This window comes from Cellulosilyticum sp. (genome assembly GCF_982396655.1).
In genome coordinates, this window is record NZ_CEVXFV010000001.1 from 24656 (window position 1) to 37657 (window position 13002).

Sequence of the window (13002 nt, forward strand, 5' to 3'; positions counted from 1 at the left end):
CTGCTGCTTTTTAATTTATTATGCTCTACCTGTGTATTCACCTGTACGTGTATCGATACGGATTTTTTCACCTTGGTTGATGAATAATGGTACCATTACTCTAGCACCTGTTTCAACGATCGCTGGTTTTGTAGCACCTTGTGCTGTATCACCTTTGATACCTGGTTCTGTTTCAGTGATTTCAAGTTCTACTGAAAGTGGTGGTTCAATTGCAAATACGCTACCTTGGTGAGATGCAATTTTAACCATTTCGTTTTCTCTAACGAATTTTAAGCTATCGCCAACTGTGTCAGCGTTAACTGCGATTTGGTCATAAGTATTAACATCCATGAAGTGATATAATTCACCATCTGAATATAAATATTGCATATCTTTACGTTCGATATGAGCTTTTGGCATTTTTTCAGTTGGACGGAAAGTTTTTTCAACTACCCCACCTGTTTTGATATTTTTAATTTTACAACGTACGAACGCAGCACCTTTACCTGGTTTTACGTGTTGGAATTCAATAATTTGATAAATATTACCTTCCATTTCGAAAGTAATACCATTTCTAAAATCACCTGCTGAAATCATTACATTTCCTCCTAATATTCTTTTCACATATAGTGTAAACTACATTGTTATAATTTTCAACGATTTTTTTTGTACTACTTGATAATTATAAGCTCTTTTGGCGAATGTGTCACGTTTAAAATGCCATTTTCTGTCACAATCACCATATCTTCAATTCTAACGCCACCAAAGCCTGGCACATAGATACCTGGTTCTACTGTCATCACCATGCCTGCTTTTATAACTGCTTTTTCTGCTGGAGAAAATCTTGGACTTTCGTGGATGTCAATTCCTACGCCATGACCAAGTCCATGACCGAAGCAGTCCCCATATCCAGCTGCTGTAATAATATCCCTTGCAATTTTATCGACTTCTTGCCCTGTCATTCCTGGTTTTATTTGTTCAAGCGCAGCTTTTTGTGCTTTTAACACTGTATTATAGATTTCAAGATGTTTATTAGTTGGCTCACCAATTAAAATGGTACGTGTCATATCAGAACAGTAACCTTCATAAATACAACCGAAATCCATGACTACAAAATCGCCTTCTTTAAGTGTTACATCTCCTGGCACAGCATGTGGCAGAGATGATTTTGCGCCACCTGCTACAATAGAGTCAAAAGATGTTCCAGAAGCACCATTTTTGCGCATGATGCGCTCAAGTTCTAAAGCAATATCATTTTCTGTAAGGCCATTTCTCCAGTTGGCTTCAATAAATGGCACAATGCCTTCAAAAGCTAAGTCACCAATGCGTTCCGCCTCTGTAAGTTTTTTTAGTTCTTCTTCATCTTTAATTTGTCTTGCTTCTTCAATGAGTTTATCTGTTGGTACGAATTCAAACTCTGTATTTTTGGCAAGTTCCAAATAAGTGCTGTAAACAGTATGTTCACTTTCAAATCCAATACGCTTAGCACCCTCTTCTTGTGCTATTTTAAGAGCTGAGCCAATTAGTCCTAGGGTACCTTGATTGAGACTTTCAAAGTTTGGGCATTGAATGCTCACTTGTTCCATATAACGAAAATCAGTAATAATCACTTGCTTTTTCTCTGAAATATATAACATCGCACTAGAGCCTGTGAAGCCACTTAGATACATACGATTTGCTTTACTTCCTACAAGAATGGCATCTAAATTTAATGCTTTCATTTTATTTAATAAAGTTGTTATTCTTCTTTCCATTTTAACTTCTCCTTTATGTGCAGTTTTCTGTCATTATAATTTTTACATTAAATATCTTAGTTTTTATTTTTGTACATTATTAAACAATAGTATAACTATTATTAGACAATAGTATAACACATTTTGTATGTAATGCGTTGTCTTATGCCAACTTTATATCGATTAGTGTTATAAATTTGCGTACTTTTCATTCAGTGAATCATTTCCATCTTTCATAAGCGCCTTCAAAATGCTAGCTACCACTTCATCTACTGTTTTTCCTTCACATTGAATCATTTCTTTACTTGCCGCATCATAAAGTGCTTCACGCCCCTTATAACGCATATGTACTTCATCATAACTTGTAGCAAGCGGTCTTGCTGTATCACCCGCAATACGCTGATAAAGTGTGTCAAATTTCCAATGTAAATAAAAGGTCGTCTTTTCTGCTAATAAGGTGACATTCTCAGGCGTTACAATAATACCTCCGCCTGTAGAAATAACAGTGTCTTCTTGCTGAAGTGCTTTTTTCAAATACTGTGTTTCTAGACTTCTAAAATAAGCTTCCCCTTTTTGGGCAAAAATATTTGCAATGCTAGTGTTTTCCCCTTTTGCAATTTCTGTATCTAAGTCGACCCAATGCCAACCGATCTTCTTTGCTAAGACTTCTCCTACAGTAGTTTTCCCACTACCCATAAATCCTATTAAACATATATTACTTGCCATGTCCCACCTCTTATCATATTGATTCAAAGTAGACTGTGGTTTTTCCTGTGGCTACTCTTATTGTAATACGCGCCTTTTTCTTCAGACCCTGATGAATTAATACAATGGTGCCTGCCTGTGAAGGTGCCATCTTCCCATGAAATTTAATATCTTTGCCTGTCATAAATGTTCCGTCAGCATTTTTTGTAGGAATTGTCACCTCATCCCCCACTTCTATTTTATAAAGTGGGATATTATTGCCCTGTCTGATATAAATCTTCTGCTTTGTACAATATACGTTATATTGCTTTCCTGTGGCCACAGCTCGTTGTTGTGCATATCTAATGCCCTGCTCCACCTTAGTCACAAGTGCCTTAAACTGCACTTCCTGTACAATGCGTGTACTAAGTACAACCCCGCTGCCTACTATACTACTTAATAAAATAACTATAATCAGTTCTAAAAAAGAAAAGCCCTTTTGATTCACTTTTTCTCCTTATTATTTAAGCAATTCGCCCTTTATTTGGAGAACTTTTTCCTTATCACAGCGCATATGATGCATTAACTCAAAGGCAATCACGGCTTGATAGTATAACATACCAAAGCCATTGATACATGTGCATCCCTTCTTTTTAGCTTCCCTTAAAAACAACGTTTCCCAAGGTTCGTAAATCAGGTCAACAGCTACCTTTGCACTTTCTAAGACACTTTGACTACACTTTGGCATCTGTGTTTTTAAAGCACCCATTCCTACACCTGTTGTTTGAATCACAAGATCGGCCTCTAATTTGAGTGCTTCTTGGTCTTCATACACAAAGGTAGGTACCTTAAAGTACTGCGCCATATGTGTTTGTAAAGTCTTAGCATTTTCTAATGTACGGTTAATAATGTAGATTTCTTTTGCCTCATCGGCTACGGCTGTGTAAGCTGCATAAGCTGCGCCTCCACTTCCTATAATTGCCACTTTTTTATCTTTCCATTCCACAAGATGCTCTTTTAATGAAAGTGCTAGACCTTTGGCATCTGTATTATGTCCTATGTAGCCTTTTTCTGTATACACTAATGTATTGATAGCCCCCACCTTTTGGGCTTCTGATGCGACTTCTACTACATATTTAAACATTTCCTGCTTATGTGGCATTGTTACGTTTAAACCCTGAATTCCTAAAGCATGCGCACCGCTTACAGCTTCTTTTAGATTTTCCTTTGTAACACAAAAGGGCACATAAACTGCCCTTTGTCCTAAACTTTTTGCAAGTGTATTATGAATAAGAGGTGATAAAGTATGTTCTATAGGATTACCAATCACGCCACATACTTTATCACTTCCCTTGATGTACGCGTCTTTCATATGCTCTTATCACCCTTTTTTCTATTCCTCTTTTAACTTTTGTCTTCCATTCATCCTTGTCACTTACTGGTTTTACTAAAATGGTTTTAATTCCCGCTAAGTTGCCACCATATACATCTGTAAAAATTTGATCCCCGACAATCACAGCTTCTTCTTTTTTACATGCCATTAAATGAAGGGCCTTTCTAAAGTTTTTACCAAGTGGTTTTTGAGATTCATGCAGTGCAATTACCTTAAGCTTTTCATTAAATTTTACAACGCGGTCTTTTGTATTATTTGAAACCAATGTAATTTTAAAGCCTTCCTCTTGCAATTTCGTAAAGAATTCAATTATTTCATCATGGGGTTCCAGCACATCATATGGAACAAGGGTATTATCTATATCAAAGATAATACCCTTGATGCCTTGTGCCTTTAATTCTTCTAAATCCATATCATAAATCGATGCAATATACGCTGTTGGGTATAACTTTTTAATCATTGTGAGCCTCTTTTTTAATTACTTTTTAGTCATTTCTCTCTCACCCAGGTTATCTATTTGAAGCTTAAGTATACTTTTCCGCTAATGTCTACTGACATTTGACATACTTGCATTATAGTTTTCCTCAGTGAGTGATTCCATATTCACGAATTCAATAAATTCCACTTTATCGCCATCCATGCCTACAAAATACTTATATTTATAATATACTATTTCATTATTGCTTAGTAAAGCTTTAATTGGCAAAGTCACCATAAAACGCATTTGCATCTTTGTACTATAAATGCTCGGTATGATTTGAATCGTATCGGCTGTAACTGTTATGGCGATGATATTGTCCTTATAAGGATTAATTGTATCTGAAAAAGCACTTGCATAACTTGTCGGTTCTAAAATCATCTCCTCTAGAAGCCCCTTTTCTTCCCAAAATAATTTAACAGCTTCATATCCCGTTTCTAGCGCCTTATGATAATACTTAAAATCTTCTTTGAAGCACCCCATCATTTGATTAAAAATTTTCTCTATTAACATTTTTTCTTTTACATTCGCTGTCACCTTATAAGCGACTCTTGTGACATGCTGATTGCACGTTGCCTTTGCTCTTGCATTCTCTTGTACCATTATAGGCTGCACCTCTTGAATGCTTTTTATCTTTAAAAATTCTCCTGACGCTACTGTTACCCAATATTTTTGTATAAGCTTAATCTCATCCTTTTTCTCATCTGTTGCAGCAACTGCATAAATGTAATCATCCGCTTCTGGCATTTCTTCATTTTCACTATATGTTAAAACACTTCCCGTCTGACTTAATACATTTTCTCGTAAATCATAGTAACCTGTTTCAGCTGCCCATACATAATTTTCTTCAAACGCCCTTAAGTTTTGAACCGGGTTAACTGTGGTAGCTGCCACTTCATAGACTATGTCTTCTCCCCGCAACCGTGTGGATATAATCTCCACTTTCTCCAATCTTCCGCTACCATATGTAACATAGTCATTAATCATTAATTTTTTAGGTAGCTGAATCTCATTGCATAAATACTGTTCCCCAAGCTTTTTCTTAACATCTGCACTCAAATAATTCCCTATTTTATCTAAAATGCTTTGTTTATAACTTTCTAAGTTCTGCCAGTATGCACTATCCACGCGCGGATAATTTCTATTTAAACTTAAAATTTCTTCTTCAGATAACGAAAAGTACTGCGCAAAGAAACTGTAAAAATCTGTTTCTGTAAATTGAATCTCTTCTGGCCGTTCTTGCCACTTCGGTAAAACTTCTGTAATTTCAGCTGTTCTTTCCACCGTTTTATCTTTACACCCTACACTCAAACTCATTACTATCACAACTGCCATATACAGTATTTTTTTCATTCTATCTCCTCCTATTCCCTCTCCTTCCTTAAATGCTCAATCTGCACTTTAATATCTTGTGTTTGTATTTCAAGCGCAGAATCTGTTCTATAAAATACCTTTCCTGCAGAATATTTTAACTTTTCATCTTCATAAGGGCCTAAAATCTGCTTTAAGTCAGTATTTTCTTTATATTTCGTAATTTTAAGAGCATCTAATATCTGGCGCATTAAAAGAGCGTCGGATACGTCTATCTTTAAAATCATATTCGGGTCATGGACTATTTTAAGTTGACTGCCTTCACCTACTACAAGTCCCGGACTATAATTTCCCTGCTCCGTTTGCCCTGTCATACGTATAGCTGGATTTGTAGGATTGCTGCCTTCATGTGCCCCCCCTACAATGATACTTCCTTCTATTTTTACCTCACCTTGAATCTTCACATCACCCTTACTGATAATTACGCCCTTAAACGTATTATTTTTTTGGCCTTCTTCAATTGTCAGCGTCCCATTTCCTGCATTTACAACAATACTTGGATAAGCTATACCTTGTCCATCAATTTGTACATAAAATTCATCCATCGAAATTGTTTGGTCATCTGCAATAAACACTTGTATTGGCTCACTGTAGCACCAAGCATGTGCCTTATTAGGCAGTTCACCTATCACATCTTCAAAATTTAAAAGTTGCGGTCTATTTTCATCATTCACAGTACCATAAAATACGCTTCTTTTAGCCGTCATATAACTACGCAGTCCCATATAATTCTCAATATACTTATCATCAGTATACGTTTTACCATACATAAGCTGTCTGCTATACCATGCATAATCCCGCTCTAGTTCACCTAAGTTTCTATAGTAATTAGCATGATTTCTATCTTGTTCTATAATATATGCAAAAGGCAAGTAGTCGCCATAGTGTTCTGTAAAATCTGCAATTGATGGCCGCTCTACATCCGTCGATAAAAAACCAGTCATAAAAAATTTTTTAGCTGTTAACTGATTTTTTAATCCTGCACCTGTTGTAATCTCTCCATTTGCAGTAATCTTAGCTGGTGCATAAGAGGTTTCATTTATATTGCTATCTCGTATTTGAATTTTATTTTTTTCAATTTCTTCATAAAAAGGTGAATCGGGCGCTAAATAACTACCATTCGCAGCCTCATCCTTTCCTTCACTATAGCCCTCCCATAAGGCCACTTGTGTAAAAGGCGCACCTACACTTTCCCACAGTTTCATAGGCCTTGCATCTTCCCACAAACGCATATAAGGTTGTCCACTTACTAAAATACGATAAGCTGAAATTACCGTATTAAATCCTCTTGCAAAAACGCAGCTACTATCGTTGGACACCTCCCACTGCTGCTGTAAATGCTTCCCAGATTCTACTTCTAAACTACTGCCATCATTAACGCCAAATATTACCCCCCCAACATCAATTCGGGAATCTCGCACGCCTTGGCTAATCATCACATCATTACTTGTAAATACATTTTGCCCCACCTTAATCCACAAGTTGCTGCCTTCTTGGTTCAACCCCTTTTGATTCGCTGTTTCTTCATCACCATCATCTATTAAACCTACCGTTCCTGCAATAATATCCCCTGTGTCTACCAAGATTCTTGTCCTTAAATCATACGATGTATTCGCCAGCCATCCATTGGTGGCTACAACATTATAAATACATGCAAGGTCTCCATTTTTTATATGTAATTCTCCCCCATTACTTACAACAATGCCACCCGTCTGCCTGGCATCTACCTCATCATTTAACGCAAGATATTCTACTCCCCTGCCATCTGCTTTATAAGTATGCCGTCTAGCTATCCCTTTCACTTGCATGTCCCCTTCTTCTATAATCAAACTTCCTCCATCAGTAATGACCACATCAGAGAAACTAATAAGCCCGCTAGCTACAATTTCTGGTGGTTGTGCCGCCCAAGCGTATTTTTCATGAATCTCATGTGGAATTTCCTCAGGTATAACAAGCATGACATCGGCAATCACCGTCTGACTGTCATAAATTGTACCATCTTCTGTATTTTTCGTTTGTGCTGTTCCAATAAGTTTAAAACGACTTTCATCAATTGCATTTTTCTCTACCTTCTTCACCACTTCTCCTTTGACTGTTATGATGGTCTTATAATCATTTGTATCAATCTGATCACTTTGCACTTCATAAGTAAAAGGGGGCTCGTTTATAAAATTTTCCATAATAAATGCATATAAGTATTTTTGAATATTTTCTCTTAACCCTTCCTCACTTTCTTCACCAGCCTTAGATGTTTTAATCATCAGTTTATCCTGATCATAATAAAATAGGTCATATTTTTTACAGCCCGCCTGCCCTTCCATAGCTTGTACTCTTTCATTTAATGCAGTCGGTGTCCCTAACTTAACCATATATTCATCTGTCAGCTTTTGAATGATATAAGGCATTGCATGTGCTAATGACTTATTGATTGCATCCACCTGTTTTTCTACACCTGATTTTGCCAAATAATAGGTATTGCTTGTCTGCCGCTCCACCATTGACACATCTAACTGCACATTAGCTATATGTATACAGCTCACAACAACTATAGTAAGTATCAAAATTACAATGGCGGTCATCAACATAATGTTTCCACCTTGTTCCTGCCTACGCATATTTTTCCCCTTCATTTCATTTTACTCATAGCTATATACATCTATCATTTGTTTTACAACCTTCCCCGCTTCTCCTATCATTGGCTTCATATCTCTGGTAACAATTGCAATGATGAAGTTATCCTTAAATCCTATATCCTTGGTATATTGAATACTTGTTTTACTATGTATTCCCTTATCAACCGCTACGATTTCTATCTTTTTATTGCTATGTTCTAAGCTGCCGTCTTTCACATCCTCATTATTCTGACTACCTTCTATCACTCGTATTACCTGATTTCTTTGTGTTTGATTCACAAATGTCAAGGTGAGCTTCTCATTATCCTCTAATGTTTCAAGACCATTACGCCCTAAAAGCTGTCGTATATCTACATTAATAATGCTCATTTCATCAGACTTGTAATCAGTTCCCATTATGCTTGTGTAAATAATTCCTATAAGTCCCTTGTTATTTTTAACTGGCTTTGGTTCTTCCATTATAATTTTCTCTCCACTGGATATTCCTGTTATCCCTGAAGAATCATTAAGTTTACCACTTATATTCTCTATCCCTTCTTTGCTTAATGTAATCGTATGTTCGCCTATTACTTTTAAACCATCCATTTCCCTAGGTGCTAACTGGGCTTTCCAAAACTTCGTTTTTAAAGCTTCACCCATTTCAAAGCTAATTTTTCTACTCTCTACTTCATAGTCATTAAAACAATATATTGGATGTGTATAAAATTTAGCTGCTCGTTCTAAAGCCTCCTTATTAAACACTAAAGCCTCTTTACTCCTATCGATATTTTCTGTGCGCCATATGGCCACTTCATAGGCATACCGTTCACTCCCATAGCGTTTGTCCATAACTTTTTTATCTAATGCTTTAAAATCTTGTTCCCATAAAAAGTCAGAAAGTAGACCTTTTTCTAGAGGTGTGGTATCTATATACACCTCTTCTAAGCAAATTTCAATACTTCTTCTCGCTTCGCCTCCTACTGGATACTCTAAAATCTCATGATTATCTTTTTGCTTCTTTAATTTAATGTCTTGTGTTAACTGTTGTTTGATTCTTTCTAATAAGGCTTCTGTATACACTGTACTTTCCGTCAAAGCCTGTGCTGTCCCCCGCACTTTATTACTGGCTACAAAACTCATACAAATGGGCCCGATTACACTGGCAATTATAAGCATACAAACAAGTACTTCCACATATGTAAAACCTGCTGACACCCTTTCTTCATACCTTTTATGCATTCTTTTTATCATTCTCCTCCCCCTACTCATCCTCAGTAAGTTTTACATTTCCCTTTGTTTCTCCTGCTTGTACTTCTTCATCAAACTTGTCATAAATATGAATATGACTTAATAAGCTCCCCTCTAAGTCCACTTGTATTTCATCTTTTCCATAGTTATAGACATAAATATGTACATGAGGCATGGCATTTTGTACTTGTCGCATACTTGAATGAATATATAATACAGGTTGCTGCATTATTTCCGCACAAGTTATCTGTTTAACATTTCCATTTTCATCTTCCATAGAAAACTCATATCCTGCCTCATTAATTGTAATCGTAATATATACATTGCTTTGTGTAACAAGGCCTAAATATTGCTTTTCTTTACCTGGCCCCATCAGTTTATATGTATCTCCTGATGTTAAAATATCTTCTACATACAACTCAAAAACTGAATTTAAATACGGTATTTCTTCATATTCTTCTACCCGATCTGCACTTAGCACAGATGATGACATCACAACTTCCTCCGCTTGCCCCTTACCTGCCAAACGATTTGCAAATCCCACACCATCAAATGGTTTGGCATTATTGTTAATGCTATTAAAACTTACGGCATATTCCTCCTGCTCTTCTTCCATTTCTGCTCTGACATAAATAGAAAAGTTTAACTGTACAGATACTACCTCTGATAAATCTTCTCCAAAAAAGCCTTGTAATGTTTCTAGCATCTCTTCATTTTCTGTGAGCTGTAACTGATTATCTATCTGAATATTATTCATGTGAATAATCTGATATGCCCCATTGATATTCTCAATAAAATCCTTTACTTCCCCATAATAACTCGTAAAACTAACATTATAATCTTTTTGAATAATGGGTATCATCTCATCTTTAATAGGTACACTACTTACTTCTACAACTTGTACATCATAAAACTTATTGGTATCAAAAATACTATAGATTTCCCCTAATAGTTTTGCAGTAGATGCCATATTGGGCATCGTGCTTTTCACAGCCTCTTGCTTAGACCTTATAGTTTCTAATTCTTTTTTTGTTTCAGGTAATTGCTTTAATCCTTCTTCTAATCGTACTATATACGCTGTTGTCTTTTGAATCTCATTAACCTGATTATTAATCTTAGCTTGATCTTTACTATAAATATTAACTAAATAATATCCTTGTGCACCTAATATGAAAACAAGCAATATCATAGAACTTATTTTCTTCCCCCCTATAAACTTCATCCTAACTGCCCCCATCTACCATGCTTCATCTTCTTCTAATACTTCCTCTATGTCTTCCTCTGCAATCACCTGTGACGCTGTTATTTCCTCCACACTCCCTATTGCTATCGTATAATTATAATAAGACATTCTTTCTCTTTCTTGCTTGTCTGCGGTAAAGCTTACATTGCCTCCGCCATATTTGCTTTCCAAGGTTGTCACATAACGCAATACGGCATTATAATTTGAAGCAACACCTGCTAAATTAATTGTATCCCCCATTATCTCCTCACCCGCTGTAAGGCTTAATGACTGAATAACTACACCTGTAGGTACACTGGTCGTTAAACTATCTAATATTCGTACACTAATAAAATTGGAGCTTTTTAGTGTCTCATATCTTTCTGTCCATACCTTTAATTCAGCCTGTGCCGCTTCTAACAATTTCATTGCCTCATCTACCCCTTCATACTTAGAGACATTGACCTTTGCTTGTAAGGTATCTAAAGTTGCCTGTTGCGCCTTAAGCCTTATGTGAGGTATGATTACACTCACTATAGCAAATACAATGCATTCTATAACCAAGATCCCTATACCTATGTATTTATAACTTCTCATTTGTCGTTCCCGGCTATACATGACAGGGAGCAAATTAATTTTTTTGATATCTTGCTTCATACCTTCCCCCTCTCTATAACCCATTAATAGCTCCTAATATATTCATAAAAAAGCGTCTATATGGCTCAAATTCAACACCAGTCTTTTCAGTTACCCTACTAAATTCACTCAGTTTTTCTACAGGTATATTCAGCGCTTTAGCAATACAATTTTTAATCCCTTTAATATTAGCGCCACCACCCATTAAATAAATCTTTTCAATAAAGCTATTTTCAAAACTTGCATAGTAAAATTGCAAAACACGTTCTAATTCTTCAATTAAACTATATTTTATCTGCTGATGAATCACTTCTTTTAAGTGCAACTCCTGAGTACACGCCTCCTCTTCACCCTCTAATTCACCCAGTTTTTCATTAACTACCTCATTAATATTTTCTACACCAAAGTCAATCGTCTTTGTAATCACTGCTTGTTCATCTACAATAACCGTTACCACTGTACTACTTGCGCCAATATCTAAGACCATCAAATGACTGGCTGTCTCATAAAGGATGCCGTGTACTTTACCAAATGCAAATTCTAGTGCTTCTGAAGGAATCGTAATCAAGACAGGTGTTTTCTTTATACTTCTTATAAGTTCTGCAACTGGTAAAACAACTGTATTAGGTGCCGCTACTAAAAGTATTTCATTTTTAATTCTGCCTTTCTCTTCTCTTTCTCCTACAATTTTATAATCTATTTGATAAAGATCCTTTTTAACCGGCAAATACTGTTCTACTTTAGTCTCTAAGTTTCGTTTCATCAGTTTTTCTGGCTGCTTATCCACAGTAATCTTGCGAATAATGATATGACTACTTTGAACAACACTTACCACCTTACGTGCTTTATACTTCTTATCATGTATTTCATTTAATAATACAGATTTAATGACTTCCAAGTCCTTGAGCTGTCCATTACTTATACAGTTTGGCGGCGTATCAATCAAAGAAAACTTTTGAATCTCTAATGTTGCTGCACTTTTAACCACTTCTATCATTTTGATGGTATGACTTCCTATCTCTATCCCCATAATATGTTCAGCCATCATTTCACCTCTTTCAAGTTCCAAGCTTTTAATCTATTTTTTCTTTATAAGCTAACGATTCTGTAAAACTCATTTGTTCTCCCATTGTTTGATTTACACCGCCTATAACACATGTAAAAGTAATATAATTTGAATCAGCCATTCGTACCACCTTCAATTCATCTACCAAATCACTAATCAGATTTTGCGTATCACTTTCTTTCCCTTCATAAAACAAACTATATTTTCCTTGCTTAAGATTATAAATACTGTTTTTTCTAAGCCTAATTTCACCCACTGTATTTTCTGCTGTAACATACTTAATCTCGTCTAGCATTCCTTTTATTTCTAAATCAGAATCTTCAGCGCCATTTTCAATCACTTTAACACTGCTGCCATCTTGTACCTTAATGCTTACTTTAGTGGCTCCCCTTATTTCATCTCGAATAAAATCACTTACAATACGTATCTGTTCACTGTAATTCACCTTTGTCCGAAACCTTACAACTCCCTCATAAATATTAGAAACAGTTACAATCATAACCTGTAGTAAAACAGCCGATAACATAATACTAAGCACCATTTCTAATAAACTAAAACCCTTTTGTTTCATCAACCTCCT

The 13002-nt window shown here is 35.9% G+C and carries 13 protein-coding genes; all 13 read right to left on the minus strand.

Features of this window, described 5'->3' with window-relative positions:
• Positions 1 to 18: 18 nt before the first annotated feature.
• Positions 19 to 576 (minus strand): elongation factor P, encoded by a 558-nt coding sequence (gene efp, locus AC1VAQ_RS00150; protein WP_302599276.1) that lies wholly within the window; start codon positions 574 to 576, stop codon positions 19 to 21.
• Positions 577 to 650: 74 nt separating this feature from the next.
• Positions 651 to 1733, minus strand: coding sequence for a M24 family metallopeptidase (locus AC1VAQ_RS00155; RefSeq protein ID WP_303243892.1), 1083 nt, complete (start codon positions 1731 to 1733; stop codon positions 651 to 653).
• A 168-nt stretch (positions 1734 to 1901) separates the two neighbouring features.
• A complete protein-coding gene (locus tag AC1VAQ_RS00160) occupies positions 1902 to 2438 on the minus strand; it encodes a shikimate kinase (RefSeq protein ID WP_302599278.1) in 537 nt (178 codons plus the stop codon).
• A gap of 13 nt (positions 2439 to 2451) precedes the next feature.
• Complete coding sequence (locus tag AC1VAQ_RS00165; RefSeq protein ID WP_302599279.1) at positions 2452 to 2904, minus strand: pilus assembly FimT family protein; 453 nt, start codon at positions 2902 to 2904, stop codon at positions 2452 to 2454.
• 12 nt (positions 2905 to 2916) lie between these two features.
• Positions 2917 to 3768 (minus strand): shikimate dehydrogenase, encoded by an 852-nt coding sequence (gene aroE, locus AC1VAQ_RS00170; RefSeq protein ID WP_302599280.1) that lies wholly within the window; start codon positions 3766 to 3768, stop codon positions 2917 to 2919.
• On the minus strand, positions 3740 to 4249 hold the full coding sequence (locus AC1VAQ_RS00175) for a YqeG family HAD IIIA-type phosphatase (RefSeq protein ID WP_302599281.1): 510 nt from the start codon (positions 4247 to 4249) through the stop codon (positions 3740 to 3742). The genes aroE and AC1VAQ_RS00175 overlap by 29 nt, the downstream gene beginning before the upstream one ends.
• An 81-nt stretch (positions 4250 to 4330) precedes the next feature.
• Positions 4331 to 5620, minus strand: coding sequence for a hypothetical protein (locus AC1VAQ_RS00180; RefSeq protein WP_302599282.1), 1290 nt, complete (start codon positions 5618 to 5620; stop codon positions 4331 to 4333).
• An 11-nt stretch (positions 5621 to 5631) separates the two neighbouring features.
• Positions 5632 to 8253 (minus strand): hypothetical protein, encoded by a 2622-nt coding sequence (locus AC1VAQ_RS00185; protein WP_479903348.1) that lies wholly within the window; start codon positions 8251 to 8253, stop codon positions 5632 to 5634.
• A gap of 21 nt (positions 8254 to 8274) precedes the next feature.
• Complete coding sequence (locus AC1VAQ_RS00190; protein ID WP_302599335.1) at positions 8275 to 9501, minus strand: type IV pilus modification PilV family protein; 1227 nt, start codon at positions 9499 to 9501, stop codon at positions 8275 to 8277.
• Positions 9502 to 9511: 10 nt separating this feature from the next.
• Positions 9512 to 10720: a hypothetical protein gene (locus tag AC1VAQ_RS00195; RefSeq protein WP_479903349.1), complete on the minus strand. Its 1209-nt coding sequence runs from the start codon at positions 10718 to 10720 to the stop codon at positions 9512 to 9514.
• Positions 10721 to 10735: 15 nt separating this feature from the next.
• A complete protein-coding gene (locus AC1VAQ_RS00200; protein WP_479903350.1) occupies positions 10736 to 11401 on the minus strand; it encodes a PilN domain-containing protein in 666 nt (221 codons plus the stop codon).
• Entirely contained in the window at positions 11391 to 12401 is a 1011-nt protein-coding gene (gene pilM / locus AC1VAQ_RS00205) for a type IV pilus biogenesis protein PilM (RefSeq protein WP_302599329.1), read from the minus strand. The genes AC1VAQ_RS00200 and pilM overlap by 11 nt, the downstream gene beginning before the upstream one ends.
• Positions 12402 to 12429: 28 nt before the next feature.
• On the minus strand, positions 12430 to 12993 hold the full coding sequence (locus AC1VAQ_RS00210; protein WP_303243894.1) for a PulJ/GspJ family protein: 564 nt from the start codon (positions 12991 to 12993) through the stop codon (positions 12430 to 12432).
• Between the last annotated feature and the right edge of the window lie 9 nt (positions 12994 to 13002).

What these genes read in the sequence shown, in the direction of transcription:
- AC1VAQ_RS00180 (WP_302599282.1), bottom strand. Translation starts at nt 5,620, where the DNA reads ATGAAAAAAATACTGTATATGGCAGTTGTGATAGTAATGAGTTTGAGT.
- AC1VAQ_RS00200 (WP_479903350.1), bottom strand. Translation starts at nt 11,401, where the DNA reads ATGGGTTATAGAGAGGGGGAAGGTATGAAGCAAGATATCAAAAAAATT.
- AC1VAQ_RS00190 (WP_302599335.1), bottom strand. Translation starts at nt 9,501, where the DNA reads ATGATAAAAAGAATGCATAAAAGGTATGAAGAAAGGGTGTCAGCAGGT.
- efp (WP_302599276.1), bottom strand. Translation starts at nt 576, where the DNA reads ATGATTTCAGCAGGTGATTTTAGAAATGGTATTACTTTCGAAATGGAA.
- AC1VAQ_RS00210 (WP_303243894.1), bottom strand. Translation starts at nt 12,993, where the DNA reads ATGAAACAAAAGGGTTTTAGTTTATTAGAAATGGTGCTTAGTATTATG.
- AC1VAQ_RS00195 (WP_479903349.1), bottom strand. Translation starts at nt 10,720, where the DNA reads ATGAAGTTTATAGGGGGGAAGAAAATAAGTTCTATGATATTGCTTGTT.
- aroE (WP_302599280.1), bottom strand. Translation starts at nt 3,768, where the DNA reads ATGAAAGACGCGTACATCAAGGGAAGTGATAAAGTATGTGGCGTGATT.
- AC1VAQ_RS00160 (WP_302599278.1), bottom strand. Translation starts at nt 2,438, where the DNA reads ATGGCAAGTAATATATGTTTAATAGGATTTATGGGTAGTGGGAAAACT.
- pilM (WP_302599329.1), bottom strand. Translation starts at nt 12,401, where the DNA reads ATGGCTGAACATATTATGGGGATAGAGATAGGAAGTCATACCATCAAA.
- AC1VAQ_RS00155 (WP_303243892.1), bottom strand. Translation starts at nt 1,733, where the DNA reads ATGGAAAGAAGAATAACAACTTTATTAAATAAAATGAAAGCATTAAAT.
- AC1VAQ_RS00185 (WP_479903348.1), bottom strand. Translation starts at nt 8,253, where the DNA reads ATGCGTAGGCAGGAACAAGGTGGAAACATTATGTTGATGACCGCCATT.
- AC1VAQ_RS00175 (WP_302599281.1), bottom strand. Translation starts at nt 4,249, where the DNA reads ATGATTAAAAAGTTATACCCAACAGCGTATATTGCATCGATTTATGAT.